Annotated in this window: 22 protein-coding genes; 11 read left to right on the forward strand and 11 right to left on the reverse strand. The window is 62.5% G+C overall.

The features are described from left to right. The first annotated feature begins 1 nt into the window (after position 1). From VF672_RS02380 to VF672_RS02410, 7 genes are all read left to right on the forward strand, one after another. Positions 2-1,387 (forward strand): MmgE/PrpD family protein, encoded by a 1,386-nt coding sequence (locus tag VF672_RS02380; RefSeq protein WP_331101062.1) that lies wholly within the window; start codon positions 2-4, stop codon positions 1,385-1,387. After that, on the forward strand, positions 1,384-2,040 hold the full coding sequence (locus VF672_RS02385; RefSeq protein ID WP_331101064.1) for an amino acid ABC transporter permease: 657 nt from the start codon (positions 1,384-1,386) through the stop codon (positions 2,038-2,040). Before VF672_RS02380 ends, VF672_RS02385 begins: the two co-directional genes overlap by 4 nt. Positions 2,041-2,051: 11 nt before the next feature. Beyond that, positions 2,052-2,696: an amino acid ABC transporter permease gene (locus tag VF672_RS02390; RefSeq protein ID WP_331101066.1), complete on the forward strand. Its 645-nt coding sequence runs from the start codon at positions 2,052-2,054 to the stop codon at positions 2,694-2,696. A gap of 11 nt (positions 2,697-2,707) precedes the next feature. Next, positions 2,708-3,475, forward strand: a complete 768-nt coding sequence (locus VF672_RS02395; RefSeq protein ID WP_331101068.1) for an amino acid ABC transporter ATP-binding protein — start codon at positions 2,708-2,710, stop codon at positions 3,473-3,475. 46 nt (positions 3,476-3,521) lie between these two features. Then, positions 3,522-4,502 carry an agmatinase gene (locus VF672_RS02400; protein WP_331101070.1) on the forward strand — a complete coding sequence of 327 codons (981 nt, stop codon included), beginning with the start codon at positions 3,522-3,524 and terminating at the stop codon, positions 4,500-4,502. Positions 4,503-4,587: 85 nt separating this feature from the next. After that, positions 4,588-4,998 carry a RidA family protein gene (locus tag VF672_RS02405; protein ID WP_331101072.1) on the forward strand — a complete coding sequence of 137 codons (411 nt, stop codon included), beginning with the start codon at positions 4,588-4,590 and terminating at the stop codon, positions 4,996-4,998. 137 nt (positions 4,999-5,135) lie between these two features. Continuing rightward, positions 5,136-5,528, forward strand: a complete 393-nt coding sequence (locus VF672_RS02410; RefSeq protein WP_331101074.1) for a RidA family protein — start codon at positions 5,136-5,138, stop codon at positions 5,526-5,528. Here VF672_RS02410 and VF672_RS02415 read toward each other — a convergent pair. Both VF672_RS02415 and VF672_RS02420 read right to left on the reverse strand, forming a co-directional pair. After that, on the reverse strand, positions 5,519-5,836 hold the full coding sequence (locus VF672_RS02415) for a hypothetical protein (RefSeq protein WP_331101077.1): 318 nt from the start codon (positions 5,834-5,836) through the stop codon (positions 5,519-5,521). The genes VF672_RS02410 and VF672_RS02415 overlap by 10 nt on opposite strands. Further along, positions 5,826-6,614: a VacJ family lipoprotein gene (locus VF672_RS02420; RefSeq protein WP_331101079.1), complete on the reverse strand. Its 789-nt coding sequence runs from the start codon at positions 6,612-6,614 to the stop codon at positions 5,826-5,828. The genes VF672_RS02415 and VF672_RS02420 overlap by 11 nt, the downstream gene beginning before the upstream one ends. 171 nt (positions 6,615-6,785) lie before the next feature. Between VF672_RS02420 and VF672_RS02425 the strand changes: the two genes are divergently transcribed. Beyond that, positions 6,786-7,496 carry a response regulator transcription factor gene (locus tag VF672_RS02425; protein WP_331101082.1) on the forward strand — a complete coding sequence of 237 codons (711 nt, stop codon included), beginning with the start codon at positions 6,786-6,788 and terminating at the stop codon, positions 7,494-7,496. Beyond that, positions 7,493-8,848, forward strand: coding sequence for an ATP-binding protein (locus VF672_RS02430; RefSeq protein ID WP_331101084.1), 1,356 nt, complete (start codon positions 7,493-7,495; stop codon positions 8,846-8,848). Before VF672_RS02425 ends, VF672_RS02430 begins: the two co-directional genes overlap by 4 nt. A gap of 76 nt (positions 8,849-8,924) precedes the next feature. Here VF672_RS02430 and VF672_RS02435 read toward each other — a convergent pair whose 3' ends face one another. Continuing rightward, complete coding sequence (locus VF672_RS02435) at positions 8,925-9,440, reverse strand: hypothetical protein (protein WP_331101086.1); 516 nt, start codon at positions 9,438-9,440, stop codon at positions 8,925-8,927. A 254-nt stretch (positions 9,441-9,694) separates the two neighbouring features. Between VF672_RS02435 and VF672_RS02440 the strand changes: the two genes are divergently transcribed. After that, positions 9,695-12,103, forward strand: coding sequence for a glucose/quinate/shikimate family membrane-bound PQQ-dependent dehydrogenase (locus VF672_RS02440; RefSeq protein WP_331101088.1), 2,409 nt, complete (start codon positions 9,695-9,697; stop codon positions 12,101-12,103). A gap of 105 nt (positions 12,104-12,208) precedes the next feature. Here VF672_RS02440 and VF672_RS02445 read toward each other — a convergent pair whose 3' ends face one another. The 3 genes from VF672_RS02445 to VF672_RS02455 form a co-directional block, all read right to left on the reverse strand. Next, entirely contained in the window at positions 12,209-12,424 is a 216-nt protein-coding gene (locus tag VF672_RS02445) for a hypothetical protein (protein ID WP_331101090.1), read from the reverse strand. Between the two features lie 58 nt (positions 12,425-12,482). After that, on the reverse strand, positions 12,483-12,731 hold the full coding sequence (locus VF672_RS02450) for a hypothetical protein (protein WP_331101092.1): 249 nt from the start codon (positions 12,729-12,731) through the stop codon (positions 12,483-12,485). A 127-nt stretch (positions 12,732-12,858) separates the two neighbouring features. Further along, entirely contained in the window at positions 12,859-13,689 is an 831-nt protein-coding gene (locus VF672_RS02455) for a hypothetical protein (RefSeq protein WP_331101094.1), read from the reverse strand. Between the two features lie 698 nt (positions 13,690-14,387). Here VF672_RS02455 and VF672_RS02460 point away from each other — a divergent pair. Continuing rightward, entirely contained in the window at positions 14,388-14,927 is a 540-nt protein-coding gene (locus tag VF672_RS02460; RefSeq protein ID WP_331101096.1) for a sterol desaturase family protein, read from the forward strand. Here the strand turns inward: VF672_RS02460 and VF672_RS02465 are convergent. Genes VF672_RS02465 through fni form a run of 5 tightly spaced genes read right to left on the reverse strand, consistent with a single transcriptional unit; the run spans position 14,809 to position 20,770 of the window. Beyond that, positions 14,809-15,798 carry a phytoene/squalene synthase family protein gene (locus tag VF672_RS02465; protein WP_331101098.1) on the reverse strand — a complete coding sequence of 330 codons (990 nt, stop codon included), beginning with the start codon at positions 15,796-15,798 and terminating at the stop codon, positions 14,809-14,811. The two genes, VF672_RS02460 and VF672_RS02465, sit on opposite strands and share 119 nt — an antisense overlap. Continuing rightward, positions 15,795-17,285 carry a phytoene desaturase gene (locus VF672_RS02470; protein WP_331101100.1) on the reverse strand — a complete coding sequence of 497 codons (1,491 nt, stop codon included), beginning with the start codon at positions 17,283-17,285 and terminating at the stop codon, positions 15,795-15,797. The genes VF672_RS02465 and VF672_RS02470 overlap by 4 nt, the downstream gene beginning before the upstream one ends. 1 nt (position 17,286) lies before the next feature. Continuing rightward, on the reverse strand, positions 17,287-18,447 hold the full coding sequence (crtY, locus tag VF672_RS02475; protein ID WP_331101102.1) for a lycopene beta-cyclase CrtY: 1,161 nt from the start codon (positions 18,445-18,447) through the stop codon (positions 17,287-17,289). Beyond that, a complete protein-coding gene (locus VF672_RS02480; RefSeq protein WP_331101104.1) occupies positions 18,444-19,718 on the reverse strand; it encodes a glycosyltransferase in 1,275 nt (424 codons plus the stop codon). Before VF672_RS02480 ends, crtY begins: the two co-directional genes overlap by 4 nt. Continuing rightward, entirely contained in the window at positions 19,715-20,770 is a 1,056-nt protein-coding gene (gene fni, locus VF672_RS02485) for a type 2 isopentenyl-diphosphate Delta-isomerase (RefSeq protein ID WP_331101106.1), read from the reverse strand. The genes VF672_RS02480 and fni overlap by 4 nt, the downstream gene beginning before the upstream one ends. Positions 20,771-20,941: the final 171 nt, after the last annotated feature.

The following is a 20,941-nucleotide window of genomic DNA, read 5'->3' on the forward strand; positions in this document are numbered from 1 at the left end:
CATGGGCGCCCTCTCCCCCACCCTCGTCGAGCTGGCGCGCTGGAGCGCGACGGTACGGCTGGCAGACATCCCCTTGACGGTGCAACTGGCCGCCAAACGTTGCGTGATCGACACCCTGGGGGTGGCGATCGCCGGCAGCCATAGCGACGTCGCCGCCCAGGCCCGCGCGGTCAGCCGACTGACGGCCGCCACCGGCGATGCGACGGTGCTTGGCAGCCGCCAACCGCTCAGCGCGCCGGCAGCGGCGTTCGTCAACGGCACGGCCGGGCATGCGCTGGATTTCGACGACAACTGCTACGCCGGCTTCGTCCATGGCTCGGTGGTGATCCTGCCGGCGGCACTGGCCGTGACGCAAATGGGCGATCTGGACGGCGCTGCGCTGCTCACCGCGTTCGTGGTCGGCGCCGAATGTGAATACGCCCTGGCCAAGGCGCTGACGCGGCAGATCTACGATCTTGGCTGGTGGACCACCGGCGTGCTCGGCGTCGTGGGGGCCTGTGCAGCGGCGTGCCATGCACTTGGGCTGAATGCGGCGCAAACCGCGTCGGCACTGGGCTTGGCGTTGACCGGCACCGGCGGACTGAAAGCCGGCTTCGGCACCGACGCGAAAATACTCATGGCCGGACGCGCCAGCGAGGTCGGCGTGATGGCCGCATTGTTGGCCAGCCACGGCAGCCAGGGTCCTTTGGACATCGTCGAGCACAGCCGAGGCCTGTCCGTGATGTTTAACGACGGCGTACTCTTGCCGTTGCCTGCTCTGGGCCACGAATGGAGCCTGCTCAGCCCCGGCGTTGACATCAAGCGCATACCGATTTGCCTGTCCTCTCACGCGGCGGTCGATGCGCTGAGAGGCATTTTGCGCGAGGCGTCTTTCAGCGTTGACGAGATCGTGGAGATTGTCTGCGACGTGCCGCCCATTGTTCGGCAGAACCTGATTCACTACGCGCCGACACAGCGTCAGCCTGCGCAGTTCAGCATGCCGTTCGCCATAGCGGCGACTTGCCTGCTGGAGGACATCACCCTCGACTCGCTGACCGAGGCCGCCATCAACCGCCCCGACCTGCAACGGCTGATGCGCCGCGTGCAGATGCTCAGCAGTGACCGCTGGCAATCGGACCTGCGGGTGTCGGCGCCAGAAGGTGCCTGGGTCAGCGTGAGGTGCAAGGACGGCACCCGGGTGGAACGCTTCTGCGCCATGCCTCTGGGGTCGGCATTCAATCCCCTTTCTGCGGCACAGTTGAACAGCAAATTTCTGCACTGCGCAGCGCCGGTTATTGGCGCCGACCACGCCCACGTGCTGCTTGAGCGGCTCGGCCACCTAGAGCGTTTACCCAAGGTTCGAGCACTTATTCCTCACTTTGATTGCGCCAAGGCCCACGCCTCATGACTCTGGATTTCTCGGTTGTACTCAAGCAGTGGCCACTGCTGCTGGACGGCATGCTGCTGACGATTTTCCTGACGTTATTTTCGGCGGCGCTCGGGACAGTGCTGGGCATTGGCTGCGGGCTGGTGCGCAGCAAAGGCCCGAAATGGGCGCGCTGGTCGGTGGGCCTGTATGTCGAACTGATCCGCAACACGCCGTTCATCATTCAGCTGTTTTTCATTTTCTTCGGGCTGCCCGGTTTGGGACTGAAGATGACTGCGCTGACTGCCGCCATCGTCGCCAACGTGATCAATCTGGCAGCCTACGTTAGCGAGATTGCACGCTCGGGCATCGAGGCCACGCCGGACGGCCAGATCGAAGCGGCGCAGAGCCTGGCCCTTGACCGCTGGCAGATTTTCACCCGGGTAGTGCTGCCGCCTGCGCTTAAACGCGTGTGGCCAACGCTGGTCGGTCAGATCGTCATCATCATGCTGGGCTCGGCGGTGTGCAGCCAGATCTCGACCGAAGAACTGACCTACGCGGCCAACCAGATCGCCAGTAATTCGTTCCGCAATTTCGAAACCTACATCGTGGTGGCAGGCCTGTACCTGATGCTCGCCGTCGCCCTGCGCCGCCTGCTCAACTGGGTCGGGCCGCGCTTCATCTTCGGTCGTTGAGGGTTAAACCCATGTTCGAATTCACCCTGTGGGACATCGCCCGGAACCTGCTGCTGGCGATGCGCTGGACCGTCGTTCTGTCGCTAATCGCGTTTATCGGCGGCGGCCTGGTGGGGGCGTTGCTGGTAATACTGCGCCTGACCGGCAATCGTCTGGTGCGCGGTCTGGTGATTCTTTACGTGCAGCTGTTCCAGGGCACGCCGCTGCTGTTGCAGTTGTTTCTGGTTTATTTCGGCCTGTCCATCTTCGGCATTGAAACCACGCCGCTGGTGGCCGCGTCGGTGTGCCTGACGTTGTACGCCAGCGCCTACCTGACCGAGATCTGGCGCGGCGGCATCGAGTCTGTAGAGCGCGGCCAATGGGAAGCGTCCAGCAGCCTGGCGCTGAATTTCAGCGAGCAGATGCGCTACGTGATTCTGCCCCAGGCCGTCCGGGTCGGCATCGCCCCCACCGTCGGCTTCATGGTGCAGGTGGTGAAGGCCACCGCGTTGACGTCGGTGATCGGTTTCGTCGAGATGACGCGCGCCGGACAGATCATCACCAACGCCACCTTCCAACCGTTTCTTATCTATGGCTCAGTCGCGCTGACGTATTTCGCGCTGTGCTTTCCGCTGTCCTGGTACAGCCGCGTGCTCGAACAGAAACTGCGCCGATAGAGGACCTGCAAATGAACGTATTACCCGATATCGAGCGCCGGCCGGGCTTTGCCCTGGTGGACATCCGAGGCCTGCGCAAACGCTTCGGCGACAACGAAGTGCTCAAAGGCGTCGACCTGCAGATCGCGCGCAAGGAAGTGGTGTGCATCATCGGCAAAAGCGGCTCGGGCAAGAGCACGCTGCTGCGTTGCATGAACGGCCTTGAGGCGTACCAGGCAGGCACTGTCACGGTTGACGGACAACGGGTGCGCCCGGATGACCGCAACGCGCTGCGCGAACTGCGCCAGAACGTCGGCATGATTTTCCAGAATTTCAATCTGTTCCCGCATTTGAGCGCCGGGCAGAACGTCATGCTCGCGCCGCGTCTGGTGCAGAGAACCTCCCGTGCCGACGCCGAACGTCACGCCCGCAAACTGCTCACCCGGGTCGGTCTGGGCGAGCGCTTCGATGCCCTCCCCGATCAACTGTCCGGTGGGCAACAGCAGCGCGTGGCAATTGCCCGCTCGCTGGCGATGAACCCGCAAGTGCTGCTCTGTGACGAGATCACCTCGGCGCTCGACCCGGAGCTGGTCGGCGAGGTGCTGCAGGTTGTCGAAGGGCTGGCCAGAGAAGGCATGACGCTGATTATGGTCACCCATGAAATGGCCTTCGCGCGGCGTGTCAGTGACCGGGTGATCTTCATGCATCAGGGGCTGGTGCATGAGTCAGGCGCTCCCGAAACCCTCTTTTCCAATCCTCGAACGCCCGAACTGCGGCGCTTCCTTTCCATGGAAGCCTGAACGCTGTCGCGGCTATTTTTTATCAATTCTGCTCAGGAGACACCCCATGGATTTCCCATTGACTGTTCCGCCTTCGAAAAAACACCAGAGCTTTCTGTGGTCGCCAATCTGCACCGACCTCGACACCCTTGACGCCCACATTGCAATCATTGGCATGCCCTACGGCAAGGCCTATGTCGCCGAGCACATCAGCAACGACCAGAGCAAGGCCCCCGACGCGATCCGCGCCATGAGCGACCGCATCTGCCGCGCCCTGCACCACTATGACTTCGACGTCGGCGGCCCGATCTACGACAACCGCGCGCTGAAGGTGGTGGACTGTGGCAACGTCCCGGCCGATCCCGGCAATCTGAACAGTCACGGCCTGCGCTCCGAGCAGGCCATCCGCAAAATTCTCGACGCCGGCGCGCTGCCGATCATCCTCGGCGGCGACCACAGCATTCCAATCCCGATTCTTCGCGCCTACGAGGGCCGTGGCCCGATCACGCTGATCCATATCGACGCACACCTCGATTGGCGTGACGAGATCAATGGCGTGCGCGACGGCCTTTCGAGCCCGATTCGTCGCGCTTCAGAAATGGAGCACATCGGCGAGATTTTCCAGATCGGCCTGCGCGCTCAGGGCAGCGGCCGGCAGGCGGATTTCCAGGCGGCGGTGGATTACGGCGCCCATCTGATCACCGCCTACGATGTGCACGACAATGGCATGCAGGCGGTACTTGATCAGATTCCGGACAACGGCAACTACTACTTGACGATAGACGCCGACGGCCTTGATCCATCGATCATGCCGGGGGTCGCCGGGCCCGCGCTGGGCGGCGTCACTTACGTACAGATGCGCAAGCTGATTCACGGGCTGGTGAACAAGGGCAAGGTGGTGGGCATGGACATCGTCGAAATCACTCCGGGCACCGACGTCAACAACATCAGCTGCATCACCGCCGGACGCCTGATCGTCAACCTCATCGGGGCCGCCGTGCGAGCCGATTATTTCGATGCGCCGCCACTGCCAGCGCAGGCCATCTAAGGCCTTCACATGAGCGGCCTGTGGTCTCGGTCAGAACCCGCGAAGGCCGCTCGCACTTCCCTTCATTTCGCTGAAAAGGTCAACCATGCCAACCCATACCCGCATCCGCATGTTCAACACCAAGGACACTTACCCCAACCAGAAGCTCGACAACGACCTGTGCCAAGCTGTGCGCGCGGGCAACACGGTGTACGTGCGCGGTCAACTGGGCACCGATTTCGAGGGCAACTTGATTGGCCTGGGAGATGCCGGCGCCCAGGCGGAACAGGCGATGAAAAACGTCAAGCAACTGCTGGAAGAAGCCGGCAGCCAGTTGCAGGACATCGTCAAGATCACCATCTACCTGATCGACCCGCGCTACCGCGAAGCGGTGTATCAGGTGGTGGGCAAGTGGCTGAAAGGCGTGTTTCCGATCTCCACCGGGCTGGTGGTCTCGGCGCTGGGGCAGCCGCAGTGGCTAATGGAGATTGACGTCATTGCAGTGATTCCGGCGTAGACGCAAGGCCGAATGTCCTTGAGCAGCGCGTGGGCGACGAACCGGGCGGCCACAGCGACATGCCAGCTTCAGCCTGGACGCACGTCGGCCACCTGCGCTAGCGTGCGGCTCCGACCGACTTCCAGGCTTGCGCTTCCATGACTGACCGTCAACTCATCGTTCCGGATGAAATGCGTTTACTCGCCGAGCGCGCGTGCTATGCCCCTGCCGTCAAGGTCGGCAAAACCCTTTATTGCGCCGGCCAGGTCGGTCGCACCGCCGAGTTGACGGTCATCGAAGACCCGGAGCAGCAGTTCATCGCCGCCTGGGAAAACCTCAGGCTCGTGCTCGCCGCTGGAGGCTGCACCCTTGAAGACGTGGTCGATCTGACGACTTACCACATCGATCTGCACCGTCACATGCCCGTATTCAGGGCGGTGAAGGACCGCGTCTTCCCCCGGGGGACCTGCGCATGGACGTGTCTGGGCGTGAGCGAACTCGCCAGGCCGGGCCTGCTGGTGGAAATCAAGTGCATAGCGGTTCAGCGCTGATCAGCGGATAGCCCGCCCTGCGAGCGGCGTTCAGGTGCATCGGTTCCAGGCCCGTTCGTTTCAGCGAACGCTGCTCCAGCGATCCCGTAGCTGATCATCCACCGAATCATGCGCGCCACCGGCACGCGGTGATGCCGAACGCCACACCAGGCGGTTTCAGGGTCGCCGTAGCGTTCGAGGTATCGGCTGAGCATCACGTAGCGCCCATCATCGGTCAGGCGCAGCTCGATTTCCCGGCTGTGCAAGGTCGCCGGAGTGGGTCTACGGGTGATTCGCTGCAGAACCACCGCTTGCGCTTTATTCGTCATCAGGCTCATCCCCCGGACACGTCGAGCGCGCTGAGGTGACCGCGCCTGCCTTTCCTTCCAGCACCAGGCGCGCGCGTTTGCTGGCCACTGTGTCTCGCAACGCGACGTAATAATCCGGCTGAGTGCGCAATCGGTCTGTAGAGGGCAGCAGCTCGGCCCGGCCGTCGACGATGCCTCCCACCGTATTGACGGTACCCAGGGCCTGAACGGTGTCGCTGTTGCTGCCCAGCGGGTCGACCAGGAAGCTCAGCACTTTGCCGGTCGCATCGCGAAGGTTGCCCGTGCCGAGCAACGGCAGCTCGACCACGGGCCCGTTGGCGATATTCCATACGCCAAACGTCTGACCGAAGTCTGATTTATGGCGCTCGATGCCCATCCTGCCGGAAACGTCGATCAAGCCGACAATGCCCACGGTGGTATTGATCACGAAGCGACCGAGGGTGGCGACCGAACGGTTACCGTTGCCTTGCAGCACATCGTTGATGAACACCTTGGGCTCGCCAAAGTTGGCGACGAAGTTATGAACGCCTGCCTGAAAGAAGCTGGGTAAGTGGCGATAACCCCGGGCGACCGGCGCCAGGGCGTAATCGTCAACGCTGCGGTTGAAGGCGAAAATGCCACGGTTGACCGACTCGGCGGGGTCATGAATCGTATAGCGGACCTCGTCGCAAGGCCCGATCGGCACTGAGGGCCTGTCGGCGCAACCGCTGGCGAGCACAACGACGCCCACGGCGAAGGACAGGCGAGCGACCGTTGAAACGTGTTTGAGAGTGGGCATGCAAGATGATCTCGGCTAGGACTGGGCGAGATACTGCCTGCGCTTTCTTGCCTGAAAATTTCCGCTTTATTGCGCCCCTGTCGCTTTATTGCCGAGTTGAAATATATGACGCGGCGCGCGGAATGCTCTTAGATGTGCGCAATGAATCCACGCGCCGCAGCGAGCCCATCCGTGAGCCACTTATTACTGGTCGATGACGACATTGAAGTCCTGACCCTCCTGCAGAAATTCCTCCAGCAGCATGGCTACAGTGTGGCAGTCGCCACCGACGGGCGTTCGCTGTGGCAGGCCGTCGAACAGCGGGTGCCCGATCTGGTCATTCTTGACGTGATGCTGCCAGGCGAAAGCGGTCTTGTGCTCTGTCAGCAACTGCGCACCCGTCAACCCATCGCGGTCATCATGCTGACGGCCATGGGTGAATTGAGCGACCGCGTCGTCGGGCTTGAATTGGGGGCGGATGATTACCTGACCAAACCCTTCGACGCCCGCGAGCTGCTGGCCCGGGTGCGAGCTGTGCTGAGGCGCGTGGGCGAGGCTGCAACGGTGCCAAGCGATGCCTCGCGCTCGGTTCTGGAATTCGCCGATTGGCAGCTGGATGTCACCCGCCGTGAGTTGCGATCGCCCGAGAAAGTCATGATCCCGCTGTCCACGGGCGAGTTCGAACTGCTGCTGGTGTTCGCCGAGCACCCGCGGCGCGTTCTCACCCGCCAGCAGTTGCTGGACATGGCACGTGGCGAGGCCTATGACGCATTTGATCGCAGCATTGACGTACAGGTCAGCCGATTGCGACGCAAACTTGAAGCGGACCTGCACAGCGAGCCGATGATTCGCACGATCCGCAATGGCGGTTATCTGTTCAGCCCGTCGGTTACGAGGCGATGAGTGTGTTAGCGGGGTGGCGCACCCGACTGAGACGTTTCCACGACACGGTGGCCGGCTGGATCGCCCTGACCACCCTGCTGGCGATGCTGACGTCGCTGGCCCTGAACGGCGCCTTCAGTCTGCTCGCCGGGGTGTGGGCGCGGCCGCCCATTCTGGAAACCGGGCTGATGGAAAAAGTCGCGACCATCGGGCGGATTATCAACGCCGCACCCGCGCCGCAGCGGGCAAGCGTTGCCAGCGCCGCCGCTGACAAGACGTTCAACGTACTGTGGCTGTTGCGCCACGAAGACGCGTACCTGCCCGACACCAACGAGCCCGGCTTCAGCAACGGTCAACAGATGCTGCGCAAGTTGCTGGAGATGCCTGACGCCACCATCGAAGCCTATGAACCAGACGATTGGGGCGACCGCCACGTCGAGCGGCCTTACGTCTTGATGCTGCAGCTGACGGATGGCTCCTGGTTGCAATTCTCAGTGCCCACACGCAAGTGGGGGCTCGACCCGTTCAAGCGCAATCTGATCGTGGTCATCCTGGCCCTGTTGTCGACGTTGCTGGTCGTGCTGATCGCGACCCGTCATCTGGCCTCACCGCTGGAGCGATTTGCCGAAGGTGCTCGACGCTTCGGCAAGGATTTTCGCGCGCCGCCGATTGCCGTGGTCGGCCCCCATGAAATCCGCCAGGCGATCCTGGCGTTCAATGCCATGCAGGCCCAGATCCAGCACTTCCTCAACGACCGCACGCAAATGCTTGCTGCCATTTCCCATGACCTGCGCGCGCCACTGACGCGCATGCGACTGCGAGGCGAATTCATCGAGGAGGTCGAACAGCAAACCAAGCTGTTCCGGGATGTAGACGAAATGCAGGCCATGGTCAATTCCGCGCTGGATTTCTTTCGCGATGACGCCCGACTCGAACCACCCACGGCATTCGATCTGGCCGAGCTGTTGCTGACAGTGGTCGATGATTTCAAGGATGCAGGCGTGGACGTCGCATTCGTCGGCGCCAGCCGTTTCGTTTACACCGGGCGCCCCGTTGGCATCAAGCGTGCCCTGGCCAACCTGATCGATAACGCCGTCAAGTACGGTTACGACGCCAGGGTGGAACTCACCACCCGTGCCCATTGGGTGGAAATTCTGGTGCAGGATCGCGGACCGGGCATTGCCATCGATCTGCACGAACAGGTGTTTGCGCCCTTCTATCGCATCGAAGGCTCGCGCAACAAAAATACCGGCGGTGTCGGGCTGGGATTATCAGCGGCACGCGCCACGGTGCTTGAACACGGTGGCTTGCTAACCCTGCGCAACCGGCGAAGTGGCGGGCTTGAGGTCAAAGTCTCGTTGCCCCTGGATTGATGGCGACGGGCGTGCCGATTAGGTCAGTCGGCCAGCAAAGACATGACGGGAAGGTCGCAGACCGCTTCGCCTCGGGCTAATGCGCAGCCCAATGGGAAAGCTTCTGCTGAACGTCGGCGGCGCCCGCGAAGCACTGCGAAGCGGTGGCGCCCGGTGCGCTGCGTTGCAGTGTCGTGACCGGTTTGCCGGGAGGCGAGTAAATCGTGATGCGCTGTCCGCCGACCTTGCGGAACTCGATTCGGGTACCGTCCTCAAGGTGCAACGCGTGGTCAGCGAATTTCCCGTCCATGGCACGGTAATAAGGAGGCGCGCTCAGGCAGGTGCGCAAGTTGCCGTCCTGAAAAATCTCGACGAAGAAGACGCCTCCGGCATGGGGACCGGACCACAGCCCGGTGAGTCTGGCCGGCGGTGACGTGGCGCTTACCGAGGTGTAGTCCACCAGAGACAAGCCGTCTGAGCTCGCGCAGCCGGACGCGCCCACTACAAGGGCCGCCAGTAAGAGCGCCGTCGTGGCCCGCGTTTCGCTAAATAGGTTGTGGATAGAGAACATACATTCCAGCGCATGGTTGGCCGGCAGATCGATGCCCGGCATCAGCGCCCCACCTCCAGGCTTTATGCGATTTTGCACAAGGTGCACATCACTCTAGTCCCCAGGGACTACCCTCGCAATGTTGCGCGTTTCCCGTCTGAATGCTTTTTGACCGCGATCAGATCGTTAACACGGCCTATGCTTGGAAAGAACAGGTGTTCAGTACCCCCTGAACATTTCATCCAAACAGCACCTTCGGGAGTTGAACCCCAAATAAGTCGCACAGTCCATGCATTACATCCCAAGGGGGAACTTCGATGAATGACTTATCAAAAGCTTCAGGGCTGAGGCGTTTCACTTCCATCATTGCAGGCATCTTTGCCCTGTTTCTGCTGGTAGGCGGTATCTGGCTGCTCACGTTGGGCGGCTCCTTTTATTACCTGTTCCTGGGCGTTGCGCTGCTGGCATTCGCCGTCCTGCTGTGGCGACGATCCGCTGCATCGCTCTGGCTCTATGGCGCGCTGATGCTGATCACCGTGGTCTGGGGCCTGTGGGAAGCAGGCACGGACTTCTGGGCCCTGGTGCCGCGTTTCGACATCCTCGGGGTGTTGGGCTTGTGGCTGCTGATCCCGGGAGTCACGCGGGATATTCCGGATCGCCTGAAGCCTGGCAAAACCTTTTTATCGGCGACACTGGCGCTGGCGATTGTGGTGATGGTCTACGCCATCTTCAATGACCCGCAGGAAATCAACGGCAGTATGGCGACCGCGCAACCGGCGCAGCATCAGCCTGTCGAGGGCATTGCCAACGGCGACTGGCCTGCCTACGGCCGCACGCAGTCGGGCACGCGCTATTCGCCGCTGACCCAGATCAACGAAGGCAACGTCAAAGACCTTCAGGTGGCCTGGACCTTCAACAGCGGTGAGTCGAAGACCGCCAATGACTCCGGCGAAACCACCAACGAGCTGACGCCGATCAAGGTCGGCGACAACATGTACATTTGCACCACCCACCAGATCCTGGTGGCGCTCGACCCGGCCACCGGTGAAGAGAAGTGGAGATTCGATCCCAAGCTCAAATCCGATCCGTCGTTCCAGCACCTGACCTGCCGCGGCGTTGCGTACTTCGATCAGGCTGATACCGCACAGTTTGCAAAAAGCCTGGAAGGCACCCAGCCGGCCGCCACCAGCTGCCCACGCAAAGTGTTCCTGCCGGTCAACGATGGTCGCCTGTTCGCCATCAATGCTGACAATGGGGCGCCCTGCGCCGACTTCGCCAAAAACGGCGAGCTCGACTTGTTGCACTTGCAGCCCTACCCGTATCCGGGCGGTCTGGAACCCACTTCCCCGCCTGTCGTGACCGGCACCACGGTGATCATCGGCGGTTCGGTGACCGACAACCTGTCGGTGCATGAGCCTTCCGGCGCGATCCGTGGCTATGACGTCAACACCGGCGCGCTGAAGTGGATCTTCGACACCGGCGCAGAAGACCCGAACGCCATCCCGGGCGATGGCAAGACCCTGGTCAACAACTCGCCGAATGCCTGGGCACCGCTGGCCTACGACGCTAAAACCGACGTGGTCTATGTGCCAACCGGTAACCCGACGCCGGACATCTGGGGCGGCAACCGCACCCCGGTGATGGAGCGTTACGCCAGCTCGATCGTGGCGATGAACGGTTCCACCGGCAAGTTGGTGTGGAGCTTCCAGACCACCCACCACGACTTGTGGGACATGGATGTACCGGCTCAGCCAACCCTGGCCGACGTCAAGACCGGCACGGGTGAAGCCGTCCCTGCGGTCTACGTACCGACCAAGGCCGGTAACCTCTTCGTGCTGGACCGTCGCGATGGCAAGCCGATCGTGCCTGTTCACGAGATGCAAGTGCCCGCCGGTGAAGCCGCGCCAGGCGATCGGGTCAGCCCGACCCAGCCTCGCTCGGACCTCAACCTGACGTCGATTCAGACGTTGTCCGACAAGGAGATGTGGGGCGCGACGATGTTCGACCAACTGGTCTGCCGCGTGATCTTCAAGCAGCTTTCTTATAACGGCCAATACACGCCGCCTTCGGAGCAAGGGACGCTGGTCTTCCCGGGTAACCTGGGCGTGTTCGAGTGGGGCGGCATTTCGGTGAACGCTGACCGTCAGGTCGCGCTGATGAACCCGATGGCGCTGCCGTTCGTGTCCAAGCTGATCCCGCGTGGGCCGAACAACCCACTGTGGCCGAAAGAAGGTCTCACTGGGACCGGCACCGGTACCGAAATGGGCATTCAGCCTCAGTACGGCGTGCCTTACGGCGTGGAAATCAACGCCTTCCTCTCGCCACTGGGCCTGCCGTGCAAAGAGCCGGCATGGGGTTATGTGGCTGGCGTTGACATGAAGACCCACGACGTGGTCTGGCGTAAACGCATCGGCACCGTTCGCGACAGCCTCAAGGGCATCCAGTTGCCGCCGCTGAAAATCGGCGTACCGATGCTCGGTGGTCCGATCTCAACCGCAGGCAACCTGATGTTCATCGCCGGCACGCAGGACAACTACCTGCGCGCCTACAACGTCACCAACGGCGACCTGGTCTGGGAAGCACGCTTGCCGGCGGGCGGTCAGGCCACGCCAATGACCTACGAGAGCAACGGCAAGCAGTACGTTGTGATCATGGCCGGTGGGCATGGCTCGTTTGGCACCAAGATGGGCGACTCACTGATCGCCTACGCCCTCCCGTCGAAATAACACACGGCTGAGCGGCAAAAAAGAGCCCGAGTGATCGGGCTTTTTTTTGCTCGTTTTTTGGCTTTTTTGCTTGGGTTATCTGCGTTGAGCCGGGAGAGGCTGGGCTTACCCTTCAAGCTCCGGATCATCCAGCGCTCCGACACGGAGTTCACGCACCCCGCCGTCGGCGTCGAAGCGGATCACGGCGCCCCTGCCCCGGGTGAGCGTGAGCACGTAATCGATAAGGGCGGATGGCTCCTCAGCGGACAAAAGCACCTTGTACCCGTGTGCCTTTAGCAGGTTCCACTGAGGACCGCTCGGTTCGATCCTGAAGACGTCCATTGTGGCTCATCCCCGTCTGTCAGACCGGTCTGCGCTCATGCCCCGCTGCGCAGACGCGTTATTCGCTTTCGATCACCCCGGTCATCGCCGTGAAATGACTCTGGCGGTTCTTGAGCTTTTCCAGCACTTCTTCCGGCGTGGACTCGCGGAACACCACCATGTGCCCCACGTCCTTGCCGCCCTCAGTGACGCGTTCGATGTCGTTGATCATCCAGGTTTTCAGCTCATCCACGCTGATGCCCAGTTGCTCGGCGACCTGACCGTGGAAGCGTTCTGCGTCGTACTGGTTGAATTCGTCGTTGTTCATTGGCCTCTGCTTCCTCTTCGGTTGTCATTCTGAGGCCGCAGCAGGCCAGCACAGTTCAGTCGGTTAAGACGCACGGCGTTCAGGCGACGAGGTCAGCGAGGAGACCGGCCCATGATTAGCGGCGCGATCAGTGCCGCACGGGGCCGGCCATCCACGGGCTGTAGTTGAACGTCACCGCGCCTCTGGCCTGCCCGGTTTCGTCCACCAGGAAGCCGGGCATCTGCGCAATGTCGAGCTGCTTGCACTGCTCGGTCAACCGGCTCTGCAGGGCGTTGTCGTACGTGAATGCATCCGGGCGTTCGCGGTGGCGTTCAAGGTTGACCACACATCCCTCAACTTTGCCCTGCTTGTTCGCCAGGTATTCGAAGGTGACCACGCCAATGCTGCTCGGTAGCGCCTTCAGCAAGGTGCGTTCGGCGAAATACCGTCCCTGCGCGTATTGCTGGTAGAGGCCCTGCATGGAGGCACGCTGGGCATCGTTCATCGGCACAAAGATCAGCGGCGCCACGACTTCGAGGTTACCGTCCTTATCGAGCCGATCGGGTGGCACGGCAGGAAACACCGCGTTCCAGCAGGCCGTCTTTGAGAGCTCGGCCAGCGGCGCATTCGCTGTGAGCAGCCCCGTGGCCCGGGCTTCGCAACGCACCACCTCGTTGTTGCGATTGATGCTGATGAGCAGCCGAATCTCACCCGTAAGACTATTGGTGTTGGCCTCCAGCGCGTTGGCGGCGATGCTGGATTGGAAGCGCCTGACGAAAGCGTTAAAGCGCTGCTTTTTGATCTCCTCAGCGCTCGGGGTAGCTGCGACGGGTGACTCAGAGGCCGGAACAGGAGACGCCACCTGCCGCGATTGACAGGCCGTCACGGCACAGACCACGCCGGCGATGGAGATCATCCGGAGCCAGCGGCAGACTGGGCGCAGCATCAACGGGCGGGAAGATGGAAAGGAGCGCAACATTGATCATCCTTGAACGACGGAGAATAAAGCGCGCGAAGATACCGTTGCTCAACGCCGTACGTCTACGTCAGGCCGTAAACCGATGGCGCCGGCACGACCCTCTTCCCGGCTGAAGCCGGTCCTACTAACAAATTGCATTCGCCCTGTGGCACTGGCTGAAGCCGGTCCTACTAACAAATTGCATTCGCCCTGTGGGACCGGCTTTAGCCGGGAAAGCGTCAGGCGTCACACCGCAAATCTCGCGGTGTTAATACCGCCCTCTTCCCGGCTGAAGCCGGTCCCACTAACAAGCGCATTCACCCTGTGGGACCGGCTTCAGCCGGGAAAGCGTTAGTCGTCACACCGCGAATTTTGCGGCGTTCAAATCGCCCTCTTCCCAGCTGAAGCCGGTCCCACTGACAATTGCATTCACCCTGTGGGACTGGCTTTAGCCGGGAAAGCGTCAATTGTCACACCGCGAATTTTGCGGCGTTCAAATCGCCCTATTCCCGGCTGAAACCGGTCCCACTGACACCGCTACCACCTGTGGGACCGGCTTCAGCCGGGAAAGCGTAGGCCGCCACACCGCAAATGCCCGTGCTGCATGGCATCAAGCGACAAACCGGCCTGCGCCTGTGTTCTCGGCATGCGACAATCACGCACCGAACACCGTCGGGGCTTTATTGGTCTGACGGTGAGACTTTCTCGCGGATGAACACATGATGATCAACGCCCTGGTATTTCTCGCAACCGTGATCGGCATGGAGGGCTTTGCCGTGTTTGCGCACAAGTACGTGATGCACGGTTGGGGCTGGGGCTGGCATCGCTCGCACCATGAGCCGAGAACCGGCTGGTTCGAGAAGAACGATCTGTTTGCCGTGGTGTTCGCCGGTTTCGCCATCGTGCTAATCGCACTGGGCACGCAGGGCGCGCACCCGTTGGAGTGGATCGGTGCGGGCATGACCGCCTACGGCTTCCTGTATTTCATCGCCCACGACGGCCTGGTGCACAAGCGCTGGCCATTCAAATACGTGCAGCGCAATGGCTACCTCAAGCGCCTGTATCAGGCGCATCTGATGCACCACGCCGTGTCGGGCAAAGAGCGTTGCGTGTCGTTCGGTTTTCTCTACGCGCCGAGCGTCACTCGGCTGCGCGCCCAGCTTCGCCGGCTGCATGACGGTCCGTTGCACAAAGCCGACCCGGACGTTGCCACAGGTGCGAAGGTCGCGCCGGCCAGTGCCGACCTCGAGACGCGCTAGCCTTCCACGCCCCCAGCAACACCAGACGCAACTTGTCCAGCTTGCTGGTCGACACCCGCGTATCCCACGCACGCGCGCCGCGCTGCCTGACCTTCACGCCGATCTCGCGATAGACGCACCCCGCCGTCGCCACCGCCCACGCCGACCGCCACGGCAATGCGGTGAGGCCGGCGTTGGCACTCTCGTAATACGGCTCAGCCATGTCGACCAGTCGCTGCGCGAGCACCGCCACTTGCGGCCGATAGCGCGGATCGGCGAGCTGATCCCTCGGGATGCCCAGCTCATCAAGCCAGTCAGCCGGCAGATAACAGCGGCCCACTGAGGCATCTTCGACGATATCCCGCGCGATGTTAGTCAGCTGAAACGCCAGGCCCAGGTCACAGGCGCGATCAAGGGTCGCCTTGTCACTCACGCCCATGATCTGCGCCATCATCAAGCCGACCACGCCGGCGACGTGGTAGCAGTACTCCAGCGTGTCCTCAATGCGTCGATAGTCACGCTGGCTCACGTCCATCGCGAACCCGTCCAGGTGCTGCAGGGCGTAACGCTGTTTGATCCCGTGGCGCTGGACCACTTCCCTGAACGCCTCGAATGCCGGGATGTCGGTCGGTGTCCCCGCGTAGACGGCGTGGGTCTGGGCGATCAGCCGTTGCAGGCGCCCGATGACCTCGTGCTGACTGACCACGGTCGCCGAATGCCCCGCTTCCTGACCGTCGATGACGTCGTCGCAATGGCGGCACCAGGCGTACAGCATCACGGCGCTGCGCCGCGTCACCGGGTCAAACAGGCGTGACGCCGCGGCAAAGCTTTTCGAACCCACTTCGATGCTCTGGGTGGCGTGGTCGAGCAGCGTCTGGTCGGCGCTGCTCATGAGTGCAGATCCTCCAGCATCAGCCCGGCGGTGGCTTTGGCCGAACCGATCACGCCCGGTACGCCGGCGCCGGGGTGCGTGCCCGCGCCGACCAGGTACAGATTGCTCAGGCTGGCGTCGCGGTTGTGCGGGCGGAACCAGGCGCTCTGTCGCAGGATGGGCTCAAGGGAAAACGCCGAGCCCAGGTGCGCGTTAAGCTCACCCTTGAAGTCCTGCGGCGTGAAGATGCGGCTGGTGACCAGGTCCTCGCGCAGGCCCGGCATGTAGTGCTTTTCCAGATACGCGAAGATGCGATCACGGTAGCGCGGCCCTTCCACTTCCCAGTCAATGTCGGCGTTGCCCAGATGAGGCACCGGCGACAGCACGTAATGGCTGGAACAGCCTGGCGGCGCCAGGCTCGGGTCCGTGATGCACGGCGCATGCAGGTACAGCGAGAAGTCTTCGGCCAGCGCCGCGCCTTTGAAAATCTCCTGGATCAGCGCCTTGTAACGCGGGCCGAAACACACGGTGTGATGCTGCAACTGCGGTTGCGGGCGCTTGAGCCCGAAGTGAATGACAAACAGCGAATTGCTGAAGCGCTTGCCCTTCAAACGGGCGCCTTCCTGCACCCCGCGGGGGTGCCCACCCAGCAGTTCGGCGTAGGTGTGCATGACGTCGGCATTGGACGCCACGCAGTCGGCGTTGATCTGCCGGCCATCCTTGAGCCGCACCCCGGTGACCCGCGATGCGCTGGTGTCGATGCTGGCGACATCGGCGTTCAGCTCCAAGCGCCCGCCGATGTCTTCGAACAGCTTGACCATGCCTTGAACCAGCGCGCCGGTGCCGCCTTTGGGAAACCACACGCCCCACTGACGCTCGAGGGCATGGATCAGCGTGTAAATGGAGGACGTCGCGAACGGGTTGCCGCCCACCAGCAGCGAGTGAAACGAAAAGGCCTGGCGCAGTTTGTCGTCCTCGATGAACTGCGAAACCATCGAATACACGCTGCGCCACGCCTGCAACCGCGCCAACTGCGGCCCGGCCTGGACCATGTCGCGGAACGACAGAAACGGCACCGCGCCGAGTTTCAGGTAGCCCTCTTTGAACACCTCTTTGGAGTAGGCCAGGAAGCGCTGATAACCGGCGACGTCGTTGGGGTTCAGTGCAGCGATCTGCCTGTCCAGCGACGGCTGATCATTGGCGTAATCGAACTTCGTCCCGTCTTCCCAGCACAAGCGATAAAACGGCGACACCGGCAGCAGCTCGACGTAATCCTTGATGGATTTGCCCGCAGCGGTGAACAGCTCTTCGATGGCCGTCGGATCAGTGATGACGGTGGGACCGGCGTCGAAGGTGAAGCCATGATCTTCGTAAACGTAGGCCCGACCGCCGGGCTTGTCGCGTTTTTCCAGCAGCGTTGTCTGCACGCCCGCCGCCTGGAGCCGAATGGCCAAGGCCAGGCCGCCGAAACCGGCGCCAATCACAATTGCGCTTTTTGCTTGAGTCATTTCAATTCTCATAATGCTTGGGCAAGTAACGAACAGCGGCTTTGACCGCCTCGTTGATCGGCACGGGAGGTTTGCCGGTCAGCACTCGCAGCTTGTCCGCCACGGTGCTGCGGCCTGCGTAGAAACGGCTGATCAGGCCCTCGGACAGGCCATAAAATCGCTGCATTACCTGCCAGCGATTGGAGGGACGTCCGGCCAGAAACAGCATTCGATTGAGCAGCCGGTAGAAGCGCTGGGATTGCCAGGCTTCGTGAGCAATGGCGCGAATGCCTGCGTCCAGCGACTCGGCATCCAGTGTGCGCTGACCGGCGATCCATTCTGCCAACCGCACCGCATGGGGCAGCGAGTAACCGGTGGTGCAATGAAACAGGCCGGCCCGCAAGCCGGACCGTGGCTGGCCCGCCGCCTCACGCCAGAACCCGACGAAGTCCCCGGCCAGAGTGATCGGCAAAACGCCTTGCTCCTCACGCAGGCATTCGACGATCTCCCATCCCTGCTCAGCGGCGTAATCGGCGATGTGCTGACGGAGCTGCTCTGCGGAAAACGAATGCTGATCGACGTAATGGGTGTCTTCGACCAGCAGCGTGTCCGCCGAAAAGGGCAGCACGTAGACGAAGCGGTAGCCCTCACCTTGGGCGACGCGGGCATCCATGATGATCGGGGCGGTCAGGCCATGGGGCGTTTTCAGGCGCAGCAGTTGACCCAGAAACGCCTGCTGCCCCAGCACCATGTGTGCGGTCGCCTGCACGCCGCGGCCATCGATCACGGCGCTGGCCTGAAGCCGCTCGCCGCTGTCCAGCACAACGCCATACGGGGTGAGTTCGGTAATGCGTCGGCCCGTCAGCAGCGCGTCGCCCAGCGCCGGTTGAATCACCTGAGCGAAGCGCTCGGAGGTGATGCTGGCGTAGCCGCTGTCCAGCCGGCGCGAACGTTGCGGGAAGTGAACGTCATACGCGGCCCAGCGCTGCACCACCAACGACTGCAGCCAGTGGTGCTGTTCCGGGGTGAGGTCACCTTCGTGGTAGGACCAGGTGTGATTGCCGCCCAGGTGCGTCTGTTCTTCGATGCACAACACACGCAACTCCGGGCGCAGCTGTTTGAGGCGCCAGGCGATCAGCCCGTTGGCCAACCCGCCGCCGGCGAGTATCAAGTCATAGGTCATGGCAACTGCCCTGCCCTTACCGGCTCGCCCGTTCGCACCACGGCTTCGACAATATCGGCGGCGCGGGACGTGCCCCCGGCCTGTGCCAGCTCAGTCGCCAGACGCTCAAACGGCTCGGCGGACAGTCCGCGCAGTTGCGTCAGTCGCTGGCGGATCTGCCCGGCCCCGGCGCCCCGGCGCAATTGCAGGCCAATGCCTGCGTGAGTCACACGCGCAGCCACGCCCGGTTGATCAAAGGCGATGGGCATGACGAGCATCGGCGTGCGCGAAACAATGGCGTCCATGACCGTGTTCAAACCGCCGTGGGTCACCACCGCATCGGCGTGTTGCAGCGCCCATTGCTGCGGCGCGAAATCAGTGACCCAGCTCGCGCCGGCCTTGATCAGCCGCTGCTCTTGCCGCGCGTCGAGCCCGCCGCAATGGGCGATCAGCAACTGCGCATCCAATGCCCGGCAGGCCACGGCGATGCGCTTGAACATGTCAAAACGACCGCCCTGCAACGTGCCCAGGCTGGCAAAAACGAACGGCCGTGCCGGATCAATCGTCCACTCGCCCTGTCGTTCCGACTGATTGGTTCGCAGCGGCCCGACCGCGTGAAAACACGAAGGTGAAGCCTGACGGGGGAAATCGAAACCGGGGATGGTCTGGCTGATCTGTGCGTATGGCGAGAGGCAGTCATGCAGGCCTGCGCGGGGCTCAATGGCCAGGCGTCGCGAGGCTTCACGCAGCACCTTGGCCAGCGGCCGCATCAGCCAGTCGTAAACCTTTTGGCTGCCTTCGAACATGTGCCGGCTGCGCTCGTCGGTGGCATAGGCGAAGGGCATTACCGGCAGCGGCAGGTGCGGCTCGCGGTTGATCGGCAAGGCGCAGGCCACCGAGACAAAGGGCAAGCCCAGCGCTTCGGCGACCATCCCCCCTGCCGCCTCCATCTGGTCGCATAGCAACGCCTCGATCTGGCGGGCCGCCAGCGCCGAAGGCAGCTCGGCGCAGAACATTCGGGTGGTGTCACACAGGTCGCGGATCACCCGACGCAGGCGCAACGGATTGTTGGAGCAGGCGGCACGGCGCAACGCCCCTTCGAGGCTGCCCGGCGGGTGACTGATGGCGCCAAGGGCATGGAAGCCGATGCGCGGATCGCTCAGCCAGCGTCGCGCATCGGCCTGCTGAAAAAAAGTAACCTGATGGCCACGGTCAATCAGCGTCCCGGCCAGGGCCTGAAACGCCTGAAAGTGGCTATAGAACGCTGGCGCCACGACGGCAAAATGGGTCATGACAACAACGACTGCAAGGTGCCCGGGGAGACCAGCCGCGCCGTCCGAAGCGCGCGAAGATCAGCCGATCCCGTGCAGAAACAGGCAATGCGCAACTGACGAATAACGATGTCGAAGTGTTCGATCACCGCAGCGGTCGAGAGGGTCGCGTTGCGCAGCACCCCAGCCGCCTGACCGACGACATCCGCGCCCAGGCGTATGGCCTTGGCCACGTCGATGCCGTTGTGAATACCGCCCGAGGCGATCAGCGGCGTGTCCGGCAACGCCTGGCGGACCATGGCCAGGCTCACGGCGGTGGGAATGCCCCACTGGGCAAACGCCATGGCGACTTCGCGGTCGGCCGGATTCTGCGCGCGCTCGGCTTCCACCGCCGCCCAACTGGTACCGCCGAGCCCGGCGATATCCAGCACCTGCACCCCGGCATCCACCAGCGCCACCGCAACCTCCGCCGACAGGCCCGCGCCGACTTCCTTGACCACCACCGGCACGCCAACACCGAGCACCACGCGGTGGATCGCCTCAAGAATGCCCTGCCAGTGGCGGTCACCGCCGACCTGAACCGCTTCCTGCAGCGGGTTCAGATGAATGATCAGCGCGTTGGCCTGAAGCATGTCGACGGCACGGCGGGCCATGTCCAGCCCGTCAGGCTCGATCAATTGTGCGGCGCCTATATTGCCCAGCAGCGCAATGTCCGGCGCCAGACGTCGCAGCTCCCGGGTCAGGCCCTGATCACCGCCGCTTTGCAGGGCGACGCGCTGGGAACCGACGCCCATCGCGATGCCCAGCGCCTGGGCGGCTTCTGCCAGATGACGGTTGATCGCAGTGGCCCGGTCGGCGCCGCCGGTCATTGAGCTGATGAGCAGCGGCGCCCGCAGCTTTACGCCCAGCAGCGAGCTGCTGACGTCCACCTCGTCCAGGTTCAACTCCGGCAGCGCACAGTGTTCGAAGCGAATGTCGTCCAGTCCGGAGAAAGACGAACGCACACTGGCGCGCCGGTCCAGCACGATATCGAGGTGATCGTCTTTGCGACGACCCATATCGCTGTGAGTCATACTCGCTCCATGCCGCTGAATTATTGAACGGTCTGTACGGTCTTCTAAAAACGCAATCTTGTACAAAACCGATTTTCCTGTACAACTTTGCCGTATCTTGAGGCATTTAGAAACAGCAGTTGTTCCGTGACGACCAGCCTCGAACCCCCTGACTGGTCCGCGACGAACAAG

Origin of the sequence: Pseudomonas sp. (assembly GCF_036387035.1) — a bacterium.
Taxonomy (GTDB): Bacteria; Pseudomonadota; Gammaproteobacteria; order Pseudomonadales; family Pseudomonadaceae; genus Aquipseudomonas.